At 63.7% G+C, this 21,711-nt stretch carries 11 protein-coding genes; 6 read left to right on the plus strand and 5 right to left on the minus strand.

Annotated features, from left to right (window positions below; all coding sequences use genetic code 11):
* Positions 1 to 418 precede the first annotated feature (418 nt).
* Both MMA15_RS14065 and MMA15_RS14070 read left to right on the plus strand, forming a co-directional pair.
* A complete protein-coding gene (locus tag MMA15_RS14065; protein ID WP_241059948.1) occupies positions 419 to 904 on the plus strand; it encodes a hypothetical protein in 486 nt (161 codons plus the stop codon).
* Between the two features lie 66 nt (positions 905 to 970).
* The gene (locus tag MMA15_RS14070) at positions 971 to 2,059 is read left to right on the plus strand and encodes a helix-turn-helix domain-containing protein (protein ID WP_241059950.1); all 1,089 of its coding nucleotides are present in this window, start codon (positions 971 to 973) and stop codon (positions 2,057 to 2,059) included.
* A gap of 156 nt (positions 2,060 to 2,215) precedes the next feature.
* Here the strand turns inward: MMA15_RS14070 and MMA15_RS14075 are convergent, their stop codons facing one another.
* From MMA15_RS14075 to MMA15_RS14085, 3 genes are all read right to left on the minus strand, one after another.
* The gene (locus tag MMA15_RS14075) at positions 2,216 to 4,819 is read right to left on the minus strand and encodes a DEAD/DEAH box helicase (RefSeq protein WP_277401066.1); all 2,604 of its coding nucleotides are present in this window, start codon (positions 4,817 to 4,819) and stop codon (positions 2,216 to 2,218) included.
* 312 nt (positions 4,820 to 5,131) lie between these two features.
* A complete protein-coding gene (locus MMA15_RS14080) occupies positions 5,132 to 5,314 on the minus strand; it encodes a hypothetical protein (protein WP_241059954.1) in 183 nt (60 codons plus the stop codon).
* 200 nt (positions 5,315 to 5,514) lie between these two features.
* Positions 5,515 to 6,756, minus strand: a complete 1,242-nt coding sequence (locus tag MMA15_RS14085; protein WP_241059955.1) for a restriction endonuclease — start codon at positions 6,754 to 6,756, stop codon at positions 5,515 to 5,517.
* Positions 6,757 to 7,774: 1,018 nt separating this feature from the next.
* On the opposite strand from MMA15_RS14085, the gene MMA15_RS14090 reads away from it, so the two are divergent.
* The 4 genes from MMA15_RS14090 (at position 7,775) to MMA15_RS14105 (ending at position 19,242) form a co-directional block, all read left to right on the plus strand.
* On the plus strand, positions 7,775 to 9,178 hold the full coding sequence (locus MMA15_RS14090) for an SNIPE associated domain-containing protein (protein WP_241059957.1): 1,404 nt from the start codon (positions 7,775 to 7,777) through the stop codon (positions 9,176 to 9,178).
* Positions 9,179 to 9,350: 172 nt separating this feature from the next.
* The gene (locus MMA15_RS14095) at positions 9,351 to 13,697 is read left to right on the plus strand and encodes an NACHT domain-containing protein (RefSeq protein WP_241059958.1); all 4,347 of its coding nucleotides are present in this window, start codon (positions 9,351 to 9,353) and stop codon (positions 13,695 to 13,697) included.
* A gap of 368 nt (positions 13,698 to 14,065) precedes the next feature.
* Positions 14,066 to 18,757, plus strand: a complete 4,692-nt coding sequence (locus tag MMA15_RS14100) for an RHS repeat-associated core domain-containing protein (RefSeq protein WP_241059960.1) — start codon at positions 14,066 to 14,068, stop codon at positions 18,755 to 18,757.
* Positions 18,754 to 19,242 carry a hypothetical protein gene (locus MMA15_RS14105; RefSeq protein ID WP_241059962.1) on the plus strand — a complete coding sequence of 163 codons (489 nt, stop codon included), beginning with the start codon at positions 18,754 to 18,756 and terminating at the stop codon, positions 19,240 to 19,242. Before MMA15_RS14100 ends, MMA15_RS14105 begins: the two co-directional genes overlap by 4 nt.
* A gap of 56 nt (positions 19,243 to 19,298) precedes the next feature.
* Here MMA15_RS14105 and MMA15_RS14110 read toward each other — a convergent pair whose 3' ends face one another.
* Positions 19,299 to 20,789: a hypothetical protein gene (locus tag MMA15_RS14110; RefSeq protein ID WP_241059964.1), complete on the minus strand. Its 1,491-nt coding sequence runs from the start codon at positions 20,787 to 20,789 to the stop codon at positions 19,299 to 19,301.
* Positions 20,764 to 21,669, minus strand: coding sequence for an aminoglycoside phosphotransferase family protein (locus tag MMA15_RS14115; protein ID WP_241059966.1), 906 nt, complete (start codon positions 21,667 to 21,669; stop codon positions 20,764 to 20,766). The genes MMA15_RS14110 and MMA15_RS14115 overlap by 26 nt, the downstream gene beginning before the upstream one ends.
* Positions 21,670 to 21,711: the final 42 nt, after the last annotated feature.

Here is a 21,711-nt window from a genome sequence, read left to right on the forward strand (position 1 = left end):
CGAGCAGGTCGGCCAGGCGTACCGGCCCGGGCGGTGCATCCGTGCCGCGTAGTCGCCGGACCGCCCCCTCCAGGTCGTCGCGCCCGCTCGGGCAACTCCCCTCCACCCTTCCCCGGGTCCCCGCGCCCAAGGGAGCCTCCAACCACGAAACCCTTATAAGACTTGCACCTCATTTGAGGTAGAGTATTTATAAGCTTGCTGCCGAATCTTGGAGGTCCCCTTGACCCTGTCCCTCGTGAAGCCGTCCCCTGAACCCGACGACGTACGGGCCCAGTTGGGCGGCCTGGGGACCAGGCTGGAGTTCTTGCATGACGTGCTGCGGGTGGGCGAGGCCGCAAGGCGCACTGCCGTCCCCAATGATCCAACGGGAACGGCGGGTCGACGAGCCTATGAGGCGCATGTACGGACCATCCGCGAGTTGCACATCGAGAAGGAGGGGTGGGCCAGACTTATTCACGGTCGGCTCGAACTCGTTTGCAACGCTGATCGATCGGTTGCGATGGGCGTGATGGTGGGCGACGCCGCGACGGGGCAGGCGAGCCTGTTCCCGAAGAACGCGCGCCGACGCGGACCCGCCACCGACATGGTCACTCGCGCCAACGCCGGCGAAGGGGCCCCGCACGTACAGACGGCTCTGTTCGTAGCTGGTGTCGGCCCTGACGGGGTTGCGTTGAGCGAAGAAGAGGCCTTCGCTCTGAAGACGTGGTTCTTGCTGTCCTACCGCACCAAGATGGGTGACACGGTCCGGATCGACTGCGAGCTGTCGCAGCCGAGTAGCTTCCAGGATGGGTTTGTGGCCGAATGGGGGAAGCGAATTCCGCTTCCTGCCCTGGTGATGGACGGAATCGAACCTGTGAACGATGATGGGTCCGAGGAGATCGACATCCCCGTCGACTTCCGCTGAGGCCCGTCGGTGGGGCACTGAATCCTGTCGCCCCACCGTGCACCACCAATAACTGAGGCAGCGCACATGGTGACCCCGTCCCGCATCACACTGGCCCGCAAGCGCAGGGGCCTCACCCTTGCCGAGCTGTCGGACCGAGCCACGGTGTCACTGCAGAGCCTGTCAAACTACGAGACAGGACGCACCGCACCACGTCCCGACACCCTCGCCAAGATCGCCTCAGCACTGGACTTTCCTGCCGCCTTCTTCGAAGGCCCTGCGCTGGACGAGCTCCCGGCCGAGGGCATCTCCTGGCGGGCGCGCAGCAAGACATCGGCCAGGGTCCTCGAGGCTGCGCGAGCAGCCGGCACGCTGGGCGCAATGCTGTACGAGTGGATCGAGGATAGATTCCGCCTCCCGGCAGTGAACGTTCCGTCACTTGGGAAGCCTGACCCGGAGACAGCCGCTGGCATGGTTCGCACCGGCTGGGGTCTCGGGGAAGCGTCGGCGCCCAACATGGTGCACCTTCTGGAGGCACACGGAGTCCGGGTCTTCTCGCTCGATCCCGATCATGCTGAGGTCGACGCGTTCGCGGTGTGGCGCGACGGCGTTCCGTTTGTGTTCCTTAACACGCTCAAGTCTGCGGAGCGGGGGCGCTTCGACGCAGCCCACGAACTGGGCCATCTCGTCATGCACGGTAGCGAGCACGCTTGCTCGGGCCCCGAGGCTGAACGGCAAGCGAACGAGTTCGCCTCCTCGTTCCTAATGCCTCGAGCGAGCGTGCTGGGGCACATGCCCTCAGGCGCACACGTCGATCAGATCCTCCGCGGAAAGCAGATCTGGAACGTCTCGGCGATGGCGCTGACCTACCGCATGCACGACCTGGGGCTGCTCTCCGACTGGCAGTACCGCTCCACATGCGCCGAACTGAGCCGGTTGGGGTACCGATCCGGCGAGCCGCAGGGCATGGGCCAGCGCGAAACGTCTCAGGTGTTGACGAAGGTCTTCGCCGCGCTGCGTTCCAAGCATGTTCGCCCAGGGTCCGTGGCGGCCGAACTCGGGCTCACCAGTGAGGAGATGAACCGTCTCCTGTTCGGACTCACCTTCACGACCTTCAAGGGCGAGGGTCGGCACGTAACTGCTCCGGCAACGCTCAACCTGTCCATCGTCCCCTGAATGACCGCATCTCCATGCGGGTGAGCCGGACAACCGAGGCGCTCGGTCAAGTAGCTCGCCCTGCCGGTACGTTCCAAGCCGTCAGCCGTCAGCCGTCAGCCGCACGCACGGACTCTGCGAAATACCAACCCCGAGCGCGCCGTAGCGGGCCTCGCGTTACGCCTCGGCGACCCGACGGATGGTCACAAGAGCGAGCCACTGACTGGGGAGCGCTTGCCGCTTGCTGAGGATGTCTGCGACGAAGGGCCGGGCGTCGGCCGGCGCGAGCTTGCTGGTCCCGGCTCGGATTGCGTCCCAAGCGGCTAGCAGCCGCTCCGCCACCTGTTGGAGCGGTTCGGGCGGCACGAGGAACAGAGGGCGGCCCGTGGCGACCAGCGCGGCGTCCGAAGCCACCTCCGTCTGCGGGGTGACAAGCAGGGTCACCGAACCTTCCGGGACTTCGCGATGGGTAGCCCCCGCCGCGTAGTTCAGGTGGGTCAGTGCCTCGCGTACCCGCCTGGCGGCGACCTTCGGGCCTGTGGCTTCGGACTTGGCCTCGATCGCGAGCCAGAAGTGGTCGCCGAACATCCACACGGCGTCGGGCTCGGAGTGGGCGGAGGAGCGTTGCAGGACTTCGGCACCCATCAGCTCACCCAGCGAGGTAAGTCCGTGCTCGTACTTGGTGCTGTCCGTCTGCCACAGCCCTTCCCTGACCGACTGCTCCTGCGGTAGCCGCTTCATGCTGGCCCGCAGAGGGTGGCCGGTGATCTCGTCGATCACCCACTCGTCCAAGGGGTCTGGCACACCTTCCTCGGTCGCTCCGTCCGGAGCCAGGAAGACTTTCGCATCGAGATTCAGGTCGCTGAGCCACTGAGTCCCTTCCGCAGAGACGCGGGCATCAGCGAAGTGCCGCTCCGCTATCCCTGTCCAGTGGGTATCGTTCGCGTTTCGTGCCGCAAGGACGGCCCATGCCCCGGCGAGGTATTGCCACAGCGCGCGGTAGTGGCTGTCGCCGCCGGCGAGCGCCTCGATCGCCTTGCGCGCCCGTTCTACGGCCCGCGCCCAGTCACGGTGCCACGCTGCATTGGCGGCCTCGACCTCGAACTGAGCCGCAGCTTGCAGCTGGGCCGTGCCGCCCGGCGCGCGGCGCGGTTGGTCGCCGGACTCTTCACGGTCGCGGATGAACCGGTCCGCCGCGGCCCAATCGTCCCCGCCTGCGGAGACGATGGCGAGGGCCTCTCTCAGCCTCGCCTCCGGGAGTTCGTCCTGCTCAAGTCCGAAGTTGATCTCCGCGCGGATCTCGTGGGGCATGGTGTCCAGCTGGGTCGTGCAGAAGCTCTCCAGGTCGCGACCGAGCATGATGATCGCCGCACGGTCGCCACTGCCACGGGTAGCCCTTCCCGCTCCCTGGATGAGTCGGGTGCGGATCCGCTCGTTGAGCACAACGTCGGCCCCTAGGCTCTCGTAAAGAAACCGCTCTTGCAGGTGGGCGCCGGCGGGGCAGCCGTTCATGACTACGAGCCGACAGGTGTCGCCGGGAAGGTCGATCCCGTCGTATCGGTTGGCGGCGGCCAGAAGCCCGCGCTCCGCCACGCGGAAGGCGTCTGGAGCATCGTCCGCCTCACCGGTGGTCCATTGCGGCATGCCTGCCGGAGCCACCGCGTCGACCAACTTCCTTCGCTCTCCATCGCTGCGGGCGATAACCAGGGCCTTGCCGAAGGCGTCGATCTGCTCGCGCACGAAGCTCAGAAGCCTGTCCTCGCCAAGCCCAGGAGTGAGGCCGGGGAAACAGAAGAAGCGTCGGCCGCTGCCCTCCTCACCTTCGCTGGCCTCTTCCGAGTCGTCGAGGGGGAGGGCGGCAGGGTCCACGTCGACCCGCTCGATCTGCCGTCGTCCGAATGAACGTTCCAACTCTCCGCCGTCGCCCAGTGTGGCCGACATGTAGATGCGCTGGGCAGCGTTCTCGAATTGCTTATGCCCCAGGGTGGGAGCGATCACTGGTCGTATGAAGATCGCGTCGCTGTTCACATAGACCAGGCAGGCTGCCAACCCGCCGTGCCCCAGCTTTCCGTAGGCGAACCGCCACTTCGGCTCGAAGGTCAACGCGTGCTCAAGGACGCGCTCCAGCTCTGGGGCAGCCAACGCGGTCTCGGCCACGCCCGCGAGGTAGACGCGGCCCGCGGTGCGGTGATGAAGACGCCTGGCGACGGCAGCGCTAAGGGCCCCGCATTCCGTGAGCACCTCGACAACCTGGTCATACGTCGTGCTCTCCCGATCTCGCTCGATGCACACACTCCATGTGGAGGCGACCGGGCTTTCTGCCGCGTGCGCGTCGTCCAGGATGAGGGCCTGAGGCTCCATCTTTGGATTGGAGTTGAAGACGGCATTGAAAGTCGCGAAGGCGATGGCTTGGCCACGCTTGAACCGCTGCGCCGCCGGAGGAGCCCAGTCCTTGTGGTTGCCCGTGAGGTCCACCGCGGGGACACCATAGAGGTCTGCAAGGCCTGCGGCCTGTTGGGCGAGCTGCCGGGTCGGTGCCAGGTAGGCCACACGCTCGCTCATGCTGCCGCGCCGCCACTCCGCGATAAGGCAGCCCACCAGAGTCTTGCCCGAACCGGTAGGCATCTCGAACGCCAGATCCTTGCTCCTGGGCTTCTCCATGTAAGCGCTCAGGATGCCTCGCTGGCGTGGATGGAGCTTGCTCGGTGCCCCAGGGCGACGCTCTAACAGCTCGAACAGGGCCCTCGGCGACTCCGCGCCCGCAGAGGGTGTGTTCTTCATAATGAATGCCACGAGATCAGCACACCACGTATCAGCTAGACACGTAACCGGTATACCGGGCGTACTGCCGAGACGCCCCCGGGGAAATGCGAGTTGACACGACGTTGGGGCACCTCGGCCGGATCTCCCTGTCCACCGCCTGGGCACCAGGAGCTAGGCGGCTGCAAGACCGTGGCCTGGAGACGCTCGCCTGAGGTCCATCACCAGTCCGGGAGCCAGTTGCAGCGAGCGAAATCGTGCTGGCCATGGAATGCGGGGGCTCCGACACCAACTCGGGGAGCATCGCGAACCCTCCCTCGGCGCGGCCGCCGATCAGCTGATCCGCTTGGGCGGCACCGCAATTTTTTCGGCGAGACGACGGAGATCTACGGCGCCGAACACCTGCCGGCCCGGCGGGCGATCGATGTCGAGTTCGGCGAGCGGTTGCTGGAACGGGTGTCGTGGTGGGGGAAGCGCGTCGAGCGTTACGGCGTGTTGATCAACAAATCCGGTCAACACACGCACTCAACCATCACTCGCACATCGGAAACGATCTTCAGACGCGGGGATCGTGCCTGGCCACGCCTACTCGTGAACACCCCTCCGACTGACCGCCCACAAGAAGCTCTGTAGGGAACCGTTGATGATCCGTCTCAGTGGCTTGTTCATGTGAACATCTGCTGGGGTCGGCGCAGTGCCTGCCGCGAAGCGCTCCGCTAGAGCAGGCCAGCTTGCTGGAGGACCCGGGTGTCTGCTCTGTAGGGGTAGTGATGGCCGTGTTCGAGGCTCTTCTGCACCAAGTTGCCCTTCTCCTTGTCCGCATGAAAAGTCGACCAGGCGTGGCACGTTTCGCACACCTCGCACGTGAGAAAAGGGCGCAGTACGTATAGACGGTGGTTGCGATCCGCTACGTACAAGCTTCCTGTCTCAACCGTGCTGCTTGGGTATTGCATCGTCGACGTGGGCACCACGGGGTGGTCGCCCATAAGGCGCCGATGCCTGATGGTTGCCTCGCCTTGGAACGCGTCCCACATCACAGATGTCACATGGATGAGGGGTAGGTCAGCGAGAAATCGGGCACAGGACAGCAGGCGCGACAGGTCAAGGTAGGTCTGCTCCAATGCGGTGCGAAGATTGACTACGTCAGGTGCGCGCCCGTGGGCCTTGTCATTCCGTCGGTCAGCGATCCGGCCACGTGCCTGCTGCGCTTCATCGCTTCTGAGAAGGGCCCCCAGGTCGTGGAGGGGATGATCCCTGCGCAGCTCTCGCCGCTTCCTCGCTCCGGCGATCTCCTGCAGAACAGCGGTCCACTCTCCCAGACCTGGACCGCCCCGCGCACTGGAGAGCTTGCGCTGCAGCGCACCGACGGAGCTGAGTTCGATAGAGGCTTCGTGAGCGAGGGCCCCAGCGATCAGGGCGCTGTAGGCCAACAGAGCCTCGGCTGCTTCAAGCACGGCTTCATAGGCGGGCCCGAGGTCGTCTGCGCTCATCCGGGCCTCGACTTCCCGCCACCGCAATGCGATGGGGTAGGGGAAACGGGTGCGCACGATGTAGTCGGGATCATCCAACTGCGAGGCGGCCTCGGCTCGCAGGCGGGTGATCTGGCCAGCCTCGATGATGGATCTCCGGGCATCCTCGAGGCTTACATCCATGTCGAAGACGGAGGCCGCTAGGGTCGTTGCCTCAGCGCTCCAGCTGCTCATCCGCTGACCAGCGGTGTCCAGTTCGTAAAGGGCGGCCGAGAGCGCTTGGTCAGCCTTCGGTAGCTCGAGCGCTGAAAGGTCCTTGGGTGAGAGCCGCATCCGGCCATACAAGCCTCTTGCCAAACGGCTGACGCTCGCGGAGCGCAGGAAAGCGAGAATCAGACGTGCGTACTCCGGGGACAGAGCATCAACTGGGCGCAGGACGAGAATGCTGCCGACGGCAGCCGCAGGCAGGTCGGCCTCCTCGACATGCACCGCTTTAGGATGGCCCGAGACCACTTCGGATAGCAACAGGTCGCCAGGTTGGAGATGAAAGCGGTCTGGCACATCGTCTCGCCAGACATCAGCTTGCTCATCAGGTTCGGCAATCGCCCCGTCCCGGCCGAGGTGCCTGAGCCACACGAGTCGGACGGCCCCCGGCTGACTGGATCCACAAGACCCCTCAGACGCCGGAGCCTTGACGGCGAAGCCTCGCTTGACACTGCTGATTACGGAATCGAAGGGCACACCAGCAGCTGATGACCAATCCGTGCCGTCCACACAAGCGCCAAGTGGTTGATCATTAGAGCTGGACATAGCGTTCCCCCTCGCCACTCACTACGGCGGCATGCTAGGCCTTCCAACAGGCCGCCCTGCTACTCGGTTTGCAGCCGAGTAGCTGAAATCGCCGGTGGCCAGAGCACCCCCGCCGATTCCGAGCTTTCGGGCTGGTACGGCTCAGACCGTCCACGGCCGACTGAGATCTCTTCCTACTCATCTTCGTGCCTGGATTCTCGGTCATGCGAGTCGGGCCGACGTCTCAAAGTGGACGGGGTCAGGGAAGGCTGAGTCTGGCTACGGCCTCGCGCTGACTCCGTTGACGCCCCGCAAACGACAACGTCCTGGACACTCACATTGGACGCAAGTGCTGTGTCACGGTTCGGATGCACCTGCAACCATTCGAAGTTCTCTCATGTCGCAAGTTGGTGCACGAATCAACCATCTTGAAGTTGTGGGAGTTTCATTGTCGTACCGGTTCAATCCGCCACCTTCCTGGCCTCAGCCTTCGCAGGGCTGGGAGCCGCCCGCCGACTGGCAGCCGGACCCTTCATGGCCCGCGCCGCCGGAGGGCTGGCAGCTGTGGGTGCCCCTTGATCGCGCGGCCGGCCTTGCCCAGGCAGTTCCGCAGCCCGCAACGGCAGTCGCCGCATACGGCGCCTCGTCCCCCGCACCGTCCCGGCCCGACGGCGGCCTGGGCGTCTTCGGACGGAGGCGCAAGCAGGCGGAAGCTGAAGTGGACCGTCTGACGGGCGAGTTGCGGCGCTTACAGGCCGAACACGCGCAGCAGGGCGCTGAGAAGGCAGCTCTGCATCAGCAACTCTCCCGTGTGCAGGGCGAAGAGGCAGCCACTCTGATCGTCGACACCGAACGGCTTCGCGCTTCCTACCAGGAGGCGGACGAGCTGCTGCTCGCCAAGATCGACCGGGCCTCCGACCAGCTGCACCAGGCCCTCGCCGACGAGCAGCACGCGTACGACGATCTGGTACGCCGAGTCGCCGACGTCCAGGCGGAGACGACGAGGACCCAGCAGCGCCTGGACCAACTCCGCGGCCAGGTGGTGCACACCGAAGAGGCCGCCATGCTCCAGGAAGCGGGCATCTACGAATACCGGCATCCGCTGGCGGACGCCGTCGCGTACAAGTCCGAGTTGAGTTCGCTGAAGGACCGCATCAAGACGCTGGCCCGTAGGAACGGAGCGGTGCTCGCCGCCACGGACTGGCACGTCAACGGGTCGCTGACTGAGGGCAAGAAGATGGTGCGCGACTTCTCCAAGCTCATGCTGCGCGCCTATAACGCCGAGGCTGACAACGCCGTACGGACCATGCGCCCGCACCGCCTGGCATCCCTCATCGACCGGCTAGAGAAGTCCCGGCAGACCATTGCCCGACTCGGCGCGACGATGCACATCCTCATCTCCGACGAGTACCACCGGCTGCGCGTCCGCGAGTTGGAACTCACCGCGGACCATCTCGCCAAGCAGGAGGAGGAGAAGGAACGTCGACGAGAGCTGCGAGAGCAGCAGCGGGAGGAGGAGAGGCTTCAAAAGGAACTGGAGCGGGAGCGCAGCCGCCTGGACAAGGAGCGCCGGCACTATCAGTCGGCCCTGGACCGGCTGCGTGCCTCAGGTTCCGGCCACGAGGCCGGGGCAGCGGAGTCGCGGGACAAGCTCGCCGAGATCGAGTCATCTTTGGCTGCGGTGGACGCCCGTGAGGCCAACATCCGCGCTGGCTACGTGTACGTCATCTCCAACCTCGGTGCCTTCGGCGAGCGCATGGTCAAGATCGGGATGACCAGGCGTCTGGAGCCGATGGACAGGGTCAACGAACTCGGGGATGCCTCCGTGCCGTTCCGTTTCGACGTGCATGCCTTGATCTTCAGCGAGGACGCCGTCGGGCTCGAACGCAAACTCCACGAAGAGTTCGAGGACCGCCGCGTCAATCGGGTCAACCTCCGCCGCGAATTCTTCTACGTCCGCCCCGCAGAAGTCCGCGAAGCACTCCAGCGTTTCGCGGGTCAGCACCTGATCGAGTTCCGAGAGGACTCGGAAGCCCCGGAATGGAGAGCCAGCACCGCGTCACAGGAGCGAGGCACCCTCGCAGCCGCAGGCGAGGCGGCACGCCACGGAGAGGATTCTTGACATGGCGGGTGGTGTGTTCGGCTTTCGTGTACCCCGTGTCTGCAGGATCCGGGGTGCAGATGGCGACGCTGAGGGTTCCGCCTCGTGGGCAGTTGAGGCATTTCGCTCAGCCGATGAACAAGTAGTCACACAGCCTGGACAGTTACTCGAGGGTGCCCTGGCCGTTCCCCGCGTGATCGCGACTGCCGGGGCGATGGTCGTGCTAGGCGAGCCGGGCTCCGGGAAAACCTCTGTGTTGTCACAACTCACCGAGGAGCTACCCAGCGTCATCGACCCGTGGGAAGGGACCACCGCCGCGTGCTTGTGGATCAACGGTGGGAATCTGACCGAGGCCTCCTACCAGGAGGAGTTGGGATGCCACTTTGACGGGCTGCCGCCGGCTGGAGTAACGACCGGTGAAACGGGAGTGCTGTGGGTGGTCCTGGACCAGATGGATGAGAGCCCGCTGAGGCTGCATCTGGCCCGGCGGTTGGAGAGGTCGCTGCGGGGGCGGGACACCAGTCGGGTTCGGTTTCTCATGGCCTGCCGCACGGACGACTACCCGCCCACTATGACCGCTGTGCTGTCCAAGGCGTTCAAGGCCTGCTGGCGTGTTGACCTAGCGCCCCTGAGTCGGGAGGACGCTGTGGCTCTTGCCGACAGTGCCGGCGTGCCGGGGCAAGACTTGATCGCGGCCGCAGAGGAGGCCGGAGCCGCCGTGCTTGCCAGTATTCCGTTGACCTTGGAACTGCTGGTTCTGACCTACCAGCGTGACGGCCAACTGCATGGCAAGCCAGAGAACTTGTTCGCCCGCGGTGTGACTCTGCTTGCCGAGGGGCGCGATCCCCAGCGGTTCGGAAGCTCCGGTGTGACAAGCGCTTCGCAGCGCGAGTCCTTGGCGGGACGTATCGCCGCCCAGATGCTTCTGTCCGGCCATCGGTCCGTGTGGCTCGGCCACGTCTTCGAGGCCGGTGCCTTCGACGCACCTGGTGACGCTCTTCTGGACGACCTTGAGCAGGGAACTACAGGCTCGTACAGAGTCACACGGCAAATGCTCCTGGAAACGCTGGCCACCGCTCTGTTCACAGCACCGGAGGAGAACCGAAGGGCATTCCGGCACTCGTCCGTGACCGCCTACCTAGCGGCCCGGTATCTCACCGAACAAAAAACCAACGAGCAACAGCTGAAGAATCTCTTCCTCGTTGGTGCACCTGACGGTGAGACGGCAAGTATCCCGGCTCCCTTGCGTGAGACCGCTGCATGGCTCGTGGCCATGAACCCCAATGCGACGCGCTGGCTTGCCGATGCCGATCCTGAGAGCTTGGCGGTCCATAGTGCCCTGGTGCGCTCCGACGAGGTTCGCCAGCTGACCGTGAGCCGACTCTTGGAACGCGCTGCGCAGGTCGAGCTTGGCAACACAGGCTGGTCGTTCACCCGCTGGAACTTGCACTACCCCGGGCTGGCGGATCAGCTTGCCGATGTGCTGGAGACGGCCCCGCAAGAGGGTGCGGCCGACTGGCAAAGCACTGCCCGGGTCCGCCTTGCCATCAAACTCGCTCAGGAGGCCAGCACGGCTAGCCCTCGATTGGCCGAAGCGCTCCTGCGGCTCGCAGAGAACGAGGCTTGGGGTCAGGCGGAGCGCCGTCTCGCAGCGCGCGCCGCGCACGGGTGCGATGCTGACCGCGCCGTTCCTGGACTCAGAAGGATTCTCGCCTCCCTGATGGAGTCCTCCACCGCGGCAGATATTGACCCCGATCACGACCTTCGGGGCACCGTACTGTCGCTGCTGTGGCCGGACCACCTTGACGTCGAGACCATGCTCGCGGCGCTTCGCCCCCCGCGCGAGCACATGTACGGTGCGATGGACGGCTTCCTGAGCACGATGTCGCGCCAGTGCCCCGATGAAGATCTACCACGCCTTCTCGCGTGGTTGGGGAAGGGCATCCTCGCCCCGGACCGTTCCGGTAGCGGCTTTGTCTTCTCCCACGACTACATGAACACCACGTTGATCCATTCTGCGGTCAACCGCGTGCTTGCCGATGACGACCCAGAGCGATACTTCCATTCCCTCGCGAAGATGATCTTGATCCTCCTTCGCGGCAACCACAAGGTACCTCTCCCTGAATGCCTGCAGCCTGACAAGCACGGGCAAGAGTCGAGGCAGGTTCAGGAACTCCGCAGGCGAGTGTGTCACGCCCTCGTCTGCGAAGCCGCTCAGGTAGGAGTCGAGCCCCGTCTAGCAGCCTGGATGATTGCGTACGACTGGCAGCTCCCTCCGTCCGTACGATGGAACGCGCCCTTGCTCCGCGAGAGGGCAATCCGCCACCGACTGGTGGACGCAGTCGACTTCGCATGGGCACTGGATCAAACAGTCCAGTCTGCTGCCTCTGGGGCCGTCGTACTCACCGCCGTCTACGGGGAGCTGGCTGCCCGCCTCTTCCCAGTTGACGACCATGAGGCATTCGAGCTGGCATACGACGAAGACCACCCCGCCTGGCCGCACTTGCGTACCTTCTATGAGCCGATACACCTCAACAGCGATCTCGCACAATCGCTGCAACGAAACCATCGAGCCCAAGAGCACCAGCGCTGGCCCGCAGCTGAATTCACCGCCAAACAGGCGAGACTCCTCACTCAGGCTAGGGAGGGAGACAACGACAGCCTGCGGCAGTTCCTGCTGCGCCTGCGCGTCGAGCCGCAGACCGGTCGACTGGAGGACTTGTCTGACAGCATCCTTGCCTGGCCAGGCGTCGTCGCCCTCGGAGATGACCTGTCGGACTTGCCGGAACTAGCGTTGCGTTATCTCACAACCGAGCACGACCACGCTGATTCCTGGCTCCAGCACTCGCGTAGCGACTGGCGCGCATGGACTGGATACGCACTCTTGGTCAACCTGCACAGCAACGATCAACTCGCGGATCTGCCTGTATCGGTGTGGCGCCGTTGGGCTGCCGCAGTCCTGACCCAGTTCACAGGCAGGTCAACCAGCTATTCAGAAGCCCCGCGCAGGGATCTGCTGCAACTGACCGCCGACCACGCGCCAAATACCCTGGCACGACGCATCACCCAGCGTGTCACCACTGCTCTGATCAATGGCCTGCAGCCCCTGGAAATCAACATCGTCGACCCGCGTTGGGCACCCGAACTCCAAGCAGCTATGGAAGGCCTCGCCAGCGGCGTCGCAACCTGCCTCGGGCTTGCGGCGAGCCAAGCAGAGGGTGCCGTGCCGGCACTCGAAACCCGCGTTGACGGTCCGCTGGTGCTGGCCGACAGCGAAGAAGGACAAGAGGCAGCGCTCTGGACATGGGACATACTCCTCCGCTCCCTTCTGGCCACCGGCAGCGGAATCGCGAACAGCATGGTCGACGCCACACTCGACGGCCGTTCGGAGGCACCACTTGCCGCGAGAGCAGCCGTGCAGGCAGCCCACTCCCTGCTCATCACGGATGCCGAGGCGCACTGGGCCCGTGTTAAGGCCTTCACGGCAACTGACGCCGAATTTGGCCGAGGCCTCGCCGAAGCTTGCGCGCGGACCGAGACCGGTCACCAGATTCATGGCTCCCTCAGCGACGCCGGCGTCGCGGATCTGTACCAATGGCTCAGCAACCTGTACCCAGAGGAAGAGGATCAGCGCGATCTGGGAATGCACTGGGTCACACCGGAGGAGGAAGCGCGGACATGGAGAGATCGCTTGCTCAGGGAGCTGAGTAGGCGTGCCACAGCTGGGGCCGTTCACCAGCTGAGGAAGCTGGCAATCCAGTTCCCCGAGCGGCTCGCAGTGGCCGCGGCAGTCGTCGCAGCCACAAAGGAATACGCCGCCGCGAGCTGGAAACAGATGAGTACGAGAGACGTGACCCGGGTCCTGCAGGATTCCTCACGACGCGTGATTCGCAACAGCATCGACCTGCTCGATGTTGTGTACGAGGTCCTGGAACAGGTAGCCCGAGACCTTCCCCAACACGGCGAGCTCTTGTGGGACAGGACGCCTGGCCGGCGCAGGGAGAAGTCCGCAACAGCCGCGGCGGATCAGCCTGTCGCGGACGTCTGGTGTCCCAAGCCCGAAGCAGCGCTGTGTGCGTACCTCACACACGAGCTGAACCTGAGGCTGGTCCGCCACCGTGTGGCAGTGAACCGTGAGGTGCTGATTCAACCCACGAATGACTTTGGCGCGGGAGACCGGACCGACATCCTGATCGACGCCCTGCCCTCACTTGAGGACGCTCCCATCGGGAAACCGCTCAAACTCATCATCGAGGTCAAAGGAGCCTGGAACGCCGATGTCATGACAGCGCAGAAGGATCAATTGGCGGGCCGGTACCTGCCCGAAACGAACACAGACGTGGGCATCTACCTCGTCGGCTGGTACCCAATCGAACTCTGGAGCCCCACGGGAGAGAGAGGTAGGGCCAGGGCTGAGCGACTGGCAACCTCCCACAAGCTGCTGGCCGATCTACAGGACCAAGCTACTCAGCTCTCCAGGACAGACTCCGTTCATCTGCGTCCTCTTGTGATCACCATTGAGAGACCACGCAAGCGATAGGTTCCTGCGTTGTCCGCCGCCTACGCCACGAACGGGTCGTCCTACCGGCGACTGCCCCGGGGATACGGCTACTTCCGGTACAACGCTGACTGACTGCTCAAGTCACCGGAGCCTGAGCCTGCCCCTCATCTGCGGCGGCGACCCGCATTTCCATCAACCTCTCGGCACGTGAGACGTACGGAGTTCGAATCGACGCCTCGCCTAGTCAGAGTACGTCCGGGAGGTATGGGCGGATTGAGCTCGAAGGGCCCGGCCGCAACTGCTGGCTGAACTAGTCCTTGTACAGGGCATGTTGACGGTTATTAGACTGTTCGGTGCTTCGAACTGACTGCCGTAGCGGTGGTGTTGTACCGGGGGAGGTACGGGGGATGGGTTACGTTCTGCCGGGCTGGCTGGATGAGATTCTGGACTTCATCGGGATCAACTGGCCCAACGTGGACGAGGACGACTACCGCGAGATGGCCGACGCCATGCGGGAGTTCGCGGAGAAGTTCGAGGGCCACGGCGGTGAGGCCCACGCAGCGGTCAACCGCATCCTGGCCTCCAGTGAGGGCTATGCGGTCGATGCGCTGAGCGAGCACTGGGGCAAGGTCAAGGGCTCCCACCTGGACAAGGTCCCCGAGGTCTCGCGGCTGTTCGCCACGGCGTGCGACGTGGTCGCGGACATCATTTACGGGATGAAGATCAAGTGCGAGATCGAGCTCGGTGCGATGGCCGCCTCGATCGGCATCGGCATCGGACTGTCGGTCGTCACCGGCGGTCTCTCGGCGCTGATCGGTGCGGCGGAGACCGCGGCGATGCGGGAGCTGATCCGTCGCATCATCAAGGAAGCCGAGGAGGAGATCGTCTCCCGGCTGTTGGCCGAGGTGACCGAACCGATCACCGGCAAGCTGGAGAAGATGACCGAGGACATGATCCTCGATCTGGCCGACGATGCGATCCACCTGCCGCCCGGCGGAGGCGGCGGAGGCGGCGGAGGCGGCGGGGACGCCGGCGATGGTGGCGACTCGGGCGGCGGGCACGGCGGCAAGGGCGGCATGAACCTGGCCTCCGCGGACGGTCCCTCCGGCGGAGGCGGGGGCGGAGGTGGAGGCGGCGGCGCGGGCGGCCGGATGAAGATTGACCCGGACGAGTTCGACAACGGCGCGGAGAAGCTCTCCCGCCACGGCTCCGACATGCACACCAACTCCCTGGCCCCGCTGGGCCGCGCCAAGGGCGCCTTCGGCCGCACCAAGGGACGTGACCCGTTCACCCAGGCCTTCGACAGCGTCCTGCACGGCGCGCTCAACGGCACCGAGAAGGCGCTGAAGAAGGTCGCCAAGCACGTCACCGACGGCGTTCCCGGCGGCGTGCGCTCGATGGCGAAGAAGCACCGGGACAACGAGAACTCCGTCGCGGACTCGATGAAGGCGATCACCTCACGCGGCGACGGCAAAGGGCCCAACATCGGTGGACGCGGTGGCAACTCCAGCCACGTAAAGCCGAACTCTATGGACAAGTCCGGGTCGGATATGCGGCTGATCGGCCGCGACGGTAAGAACAGGTACTGCAAGACGGACCCGGTCGACGTGGCAAGCGGCGAGATGGTCCTGACACAAACCGATCTGGCCCTGCCGTCCGCGCTGCCCCTACTGATCACGCGGACGCATCTTTCGACGTACCGGTATGGGCAGTTCTTCGGACCGTCCTGGGCCTCCACCCTGGACGAGCGCCTCGAGGTCGATGACAAGGGCGCGGTTCGATGGGCGCGTGAGGACGGCTCGATCCTCTACTACCCCCGACTCCCCGCAGCGGACGGCGAAGACGAAGTATGGCCGGAGGAAGGCCCGCGCCTATCACTGAGTTGGGAAGGCGCAGGTGCCCTCGGCGAGACTACCTACAGGATCACTGACCCGCACACGGGCACCACACGCAGCTTCGCTGACAGCCCTGCCCACCGCTCAGGCTGGTACTGGCTGCGCTGGTGGCAAGACCGCAACAGCAATGAGATCAGTCTCGCCCGGCTCAATGATGGCACGCCCACGACAGTCGTCCACTCTGGCGGCTATCGCGTCAACCTGCATGCCGAGCGCGGCCTCGTCACCTGCCTCACCCTCACCACCCCTGACGGTCCTGTGAACGTGGTGGCATACGGCCACGACGCCGCCGGCAACCTCACGACGGTCACGAACTCCAGTGGCCAGGCCATGCTCTTCGACTACGACGTTGAGGGCCGTGTCACGGCCTGGACGGACCGTAACGGTTCCACCTACAGATACGTCTACGACGAGGGGAACCGCGTCACCGAAACGATCGGACCGGAGGGCTACCTCTCCTCCCGGTGGTCCTACGACCGCGTCCAGCGGACCACTCACTTCACCGACGCCACAGGTGCCACCACCGTCTATCAGCTCAACGCCCTCCACCAAGTCATTGCAGAGACCGATCCCCTCGGTCACACGAGCACTTCCGAGTGGGACCGCTACGACAATCTCCTCTCACGCACCGACCCGATGGGGGCCACGACCAGGTACGAGTACGACGGGGCGGGCAACCTCATTTCAGTTCATCTGCCTGATGGCACCAGCGCAACCATGGTGTACAACGAGCTGAACCTCCTGACTTCCGCGACTGGGCCCGACGGATCGGAGTGGACGCAGGACTTCGACGACTGGGGTAACCGCACCTCACTTACAGCTCCTGATGGTGCTACCACCCGATTCACCCACCATCGCACTGGCGCAGTGGCAACCGTGACGGACGCCTCTGGTGCAACAGCCGTCTACGGCATCAATGATGCAGGTCTTTCTGTCTCAGCTACCGACGCTTCCGGCTGCGTCTCGACCGTCGAGCGCGATGCCTTCGGCCGCCCCACGAGCGTCACAGACCCACTCGGCGCGACTACGCGCGCCGAGTGGACAGTCGAAGGGTGCATCTCCTCCCGAACCACGCCGGACGGCCGTACTGAACACCTCACTTGGGACGGCGAGGGTAACTGCCTCACCCGCACTGATCCGCACGGCGGTACAACCACGTTCGAATACACCCATTTCGACCAGATGTCGGCTCGCACCGGGCCCGACGGCATCCGCTATACGTTTGCCTACGACGCCGAACTCCGACTCACCAAGGTTCAGAATCCCCAGGGCCTCACCTGGGAGTACACCTACGATCGGGTGGGCAATCTCATCAAGGAATCCGACTTCGACAACCGAGAAGTCGCCTACGCCCACGATGCCTTGGGTCGAGTGCTGACCCGCACAACGCCCCTAGGCCAGCAGATCGCCTACAGCTACGACCACTTGGGGCAGCTGATAGAGAAGGACGCTGCCGGAATACGCACCGATTACGTGTATGACGCCGCAGGCACACTCGCACGCGCGACATCACCCACGTCCACGCTGGTTTTTGAGCGCGATCAAATGGGACGCATTCTGTCCGAGACAGTGGACGGCCGAACTACAGGCTTCACGTACGACGTACTCGGGCGTCGCACCTCTCGCACCACTCCCACGGGCGCCTGCACTGAACTTGCGTATGACGAGTCCGGTAATCGCTCGGCACTGAGCGCCGATGGCCATCGTCTCGACTTCACACACGACTCCCTCGGCCATGAACTCACCCGCGCGCTGACCTCTGGGACCACGCCTGTTGCGCTGACCACGGCATGGGACATGGCCGGCCGACCGGTCGCGCATGACTTAGCTGTCCCTGGTCGCACCCTCCGGGCACGCACTTACGCCTTCCGCGCCGATAACCACCTCACGTCCATCACCGACGACGTGACCGGAGCGCGGCAACACGTGGAACTAGACACCGCCGGAAGGCCACTCAGGGTCACCGCCGATGGGTGGACCGAATCCTATGCGTACGACCAGATAGGCAACCAAACCGAGGCGACGTGGCCCGAGGAGGCCGGCCGTCCAGAGGCCCGGGGTGAACGCCGGTACACAGGTACCAGGATCCTGGCCGCCGGCCACCTTCGCTACGAACACGACCCTGCTGGCCGCATGACCCTGCGACAGAAGCGCCGCATATCCCATAAGCCGGACACTTGGCGTTACGAGTGGGATGCAGAGGACCGCCTCACTTCGTGCACTACACCCGACGGCACACAATGGCGCTACACCTACGACCCATTGGGCCGCCGAACGGCGAAGTTTCGGATGGAAGCCGACGGCGAAACGGTTATCGAAGCCGTCTACTTCACATGGGATGGCACCCGACTCGCCGAACAGACCGACAACACGACTGGCGTCACCCTAACCTGGGATCACGATGGGCATAAGCCGATCACACAGCTCGAACGAAAGCCAAGCTCCAAGAATAACGTCCACCAGAGCGATTATGATTCCCGCTTCTTCGCCATCGTCACCGACCTCATCGGAACACCCACCGAACTCGTCGATGAAAACGGCCACATCGCCTGGTATAACCGCACCACTGTGTGGGGCAACACCACGCGCAATCGTGACGCGATCGCACACACCCCACTTCGCTTTCCTGGCCAGTACGAGGACCCCGAAACCGCCCTCCACTATAATTACTTCCGGCACTACGATCCCGAGACCGGCCGCTACACGTCTCCTGACCCCCTTGGTCTTGCCCCTGCCCCCAACCCCATCGCGTATGTTGATAACCCACTGCAAATATCCGACCCTCGCGGACTGGCTCCCGAGGGATGCACGGACCGTGGCGGTTGGTATGGGCCGGTGAGGAAGGCCAATACTGGGGGCGAGGTTAACCACATACCTGCTAAATCTGCCTACAAGCATCTTGACCCCAAGCTGTCCCCTCACATGGGACCAGCCATCTATATGGATAAGCAAGATCATAGAGATGTGATGAGTACTGGGAGTTCCAAGGAGGCAAAGGACTGGCAAGCACAGCAGCGCGCACTCATCGACGAAGGAAAATTCGATGAGGCGATGAAAATGGATATCGATGATATCCGCGATCTGTACGGTTCGAAATACGATGAGAACATCCGGGACATGGTCGAAGGTATGAAGTCCAATAAGGGGCTGCAGGACTTCTTGACTGCCCACGGGTGGAAGATAAATTACGATCTACTGAAGTGAGCAAGACGATGGATTTCATCCTTGATCCGCCGCGCGGCGTTTCCCCAGTCGAAATTGGTATGCCTTACCAGGAGGCCTTGCAGGCAGTTTCCCAGTGGGGAGTTCCAGAGATTCGCGAGCCGCGGCCTCCTCGACGACCCACCGGGCGATTCCTCCTTGGGCGAGGGACGATGGATATCGTGGTGCATCTCGAAAGGGGAGAGCGCGTAGATGCAGTCGAACTGTGGCGGTTCGAAGGAGATGACCCCGATCTGCGCGTACTCCTCAACGGGGTCGATGTTTTCCGCACACCAGCTGCCGAGATCATGCAGGACCTAAGGTCGCGGGGGCACCAGGTCGATGATTCCGATCCGGAGAATCCAATGGTCCGTGGCGTAACACTCGGGTTTACCCGAGATACTGCACAGGAAGTCCCACGGACTGAGGCGGGCCTCCCCCTCTTCTTCACGTCAGTGTTGGTGGCTGCGGAAGACTACTACGAATAGCCTCGGTTATTGCATGGGAGTTAAAGTCCAGTCGACCGATGTGTCTGATCCTAGGATCAACGTGGCGTGGAGCGGGAAGACTCGTTGCGGTCATCCGAGAGTCGGGTACTAGGAACTCCCGACCTTGGGGACGCGACGGGCGGCACGGGTAGATCGAGGATTACAGCGCCGACTTCGCGAGCCAACACATGGTGGGTGCCGTCCCAAGTGCGTTTGCTACTGCGGTCCCGGCGTTCTTCCCAACGTTCTTGGATGCGCATTCCGGCGAAAATGACTATGGCGCACAGGAATATTGCCACTATGAGTGTGTATATCGGGGTGTAGTTCTCATCAAACATGGAGCGATGTGCGTCGACTTGCCGGGCATTGATGCCGAAGAATCCGAAGAGCAGACCCAGGGTTCCGCTAATGGTGGTGACGAATGTGACCGCGACGACTGTTCGGACTCGCCGACGGTCTGCAGCGCGTTGTTCCATGCTCTGCACTGATGTCAGTTCCGCGCTGATGGCGTTGCTTAGACGGGTGAGCATCTGCCCGATCGTGGCAGCTCGTCCGATGAGTCCCATAGCTGCGAACAGTTCCTGGTGGAAGCTTTCGACGCGCAAGGCTGGTACGAGCATGCCGATATCTCCACCCACCTCCACGCTGTAGCTGAGTTCGAGTTCCAGTTGACTCAGTCCATCTGAGATATCCTCCAGGGCTGTACGCCGGTGGTGGGCGCCGCCTTGCCCAGTTGTGCGATTCCGAAATCGGTGAACGTAGGCGTAGGCGACTTCCCGGATCTGCCGGAGGCGGGCTGCGGAACCGACCACCTGAATCGCAGAGATCAACAGGCAGTTCTCGACGTAGTCCTGGTGTCCGCCCAGGACGCTCACGTAAGGGCCGAGTGCGGCTACGGTGGTGGGCCGGCGGTTGAGTTCCTGGGGGTAGCAGATAGAACTGTGCTCGGCTCGGTAGGGTAAGTCGCTGCGATAGATGATGCGCTGGATGGTGTCGTCGTCAGGAATCTCGTTGGGTGTGTTGACGCTATGGAAGACGAGTTGATGGCGTTCCGGAAGGAACCCCGGGACTTCTCCGCGACTGTTGAGCTTGCAACCGATCCGGTTCGCTGCCAACTGTTCGAGTGGCAGACCGTCGCATTCAATACTGGCGTAGTAGAGGTCTTCGAGTAGCGGGATCGTTCCCATCAGTGTGCCGGGCACGTCTAGGGTCAACGCAACGACCACCTGACCGGAAGGCAGGACGAAGTACCACATGTGCGCGGCGACCGGTTCGCCAGCGCTCCAGCGGTGGCAGGTCACGCTGGAGCAGTTGAGGGCCTCGTGCCGGATGACGCGAGGTAATTGTTCGTCAGACCTGTTGTAGTACTTGGCCAGGCGGCCCAGGCGAAAGAAGTCGCCCGGGCGTTTGGTAACGGACTGGACCTGGCTCGGGTCGTAGGTCCAAGGCGTGGAGTAGACGGTCGTCAGGCGGATGTGCTCTCGGGATGCGAAAGGTTCGAAGGGGATTGCTCCCTGCCCGTCAGAGAGCGTGCCATTGCCGCTCACGGTCTTCCTCCCGTAACGATTGCATACGCAGTGCGAACTCTTCTGCAGCTTTTCCAGATTGTGCGTTCTGCATTAGCCAAGTGGTCATGCCCAGCTCCCGGACACTACGAAGGGTCTCGTACCCATGCCAGTCGGTGACATCGCAACCGTATGTCCGGCAGAAGGCTTCGTAGTCAGGGCGCGATAGCCCGAACCTGTCCATTGCAGTAGCGGTGGGGATGAGGTCCCAGGCGCGGGGACCAACGGCGACGGCTTCGTAGTCGATCAGGAGTACTTGTCCATCGCGTACCAGCAAGTTACCCCGATGGGCGTCTCCGTGGATCACGCCCCGCTGCTTGTCCATGACGATGGTGGTGAAGGCCGACCGAGCGCGGTTACATGCTTCGGTAAGGAATTCGACATCCCTGGGATCGATCCGCTCAGCGTGTGCGAGACGGCTCTGCATGATGGGGAATGGATTGAGGACAGCGACGTCGAAACCGGGGGCTGGCAATGCGTGGAAGGCGCGCAGCAAGCTGGCGAGATCCGTCAGGTGGGGTTGCACTGAGGATGGTGGCACGTACTCCCAGAAGGTGATTAGCCTGCCGTCCGCGCTCATCGGCTGCGGAAGGTCCTCACGGAGCCGTGCAGCGGGGAACTTCTGCGAAGTGAGCCAGCGTGAGACCGCCAGTTCCTTATCCACTCTCTCGTGGTTGTCAGCGGCGTCCGAGCGAGCAATACGGATCACGACGCCTTCGGGGGGCAGCGCATAGATGGCGTTCTCGCCCAGCCTCAGCAATTTCGCCTGCCGAGAGTCGAGCCCTACCTGTCCGCAGACAGTCGTCATGGCTCGAGCTGCACTTGCTGGCGTCAACCCCTCGCGACCCACGGCAGCATCCATTCAGGTTAGCGTTGCGGGTCCGCATCGGTACTGTCAAGTGCA

Source organism: Streptomyces marispadix (genome assembly GCF_022524345.1).
Lineage (GTDB): Bacteria > Actinomycetota > Actinomycetes > Streptomycetales > Streptomycetaceae > Streptomyces > Streptomyces marispadix.

What these genes read in the sequence shown, in the direction of transcription:
- MMA15_RS14070 (WP_241059950.1), top strand. Translation starts at nt 971, where the DNA reads ATGGTGACCCCGTCCCGCATCACACTGGCCCGCAAGCGCAGGGGCCTC.
- MMA15_RS14075 (WP_277401066.1), bottom strand. Translation starts at nt 4,819, where the DNA reads ATGAAGAACACACCCTCTGCGGGCGCGGAGTCGCCGAGGGCCCTGTTC.
- MMA15_RS14100 (WP_241059960.1), top strand. Translation starts at nt 14,066, where the DNA reads ATGGGTTACGTTCTGCCGGGCTGGCTGGATGAGATTCTGGACTTCATC.
- MMA15_RS14115 (WP_241059966.1), bottom strand. Translation starts at nt 21,669, where the DNA reads ATGGATGCTGCCGTGGGTCGCGAGGGGTTGACGCCAGCAAGTGCAGCT.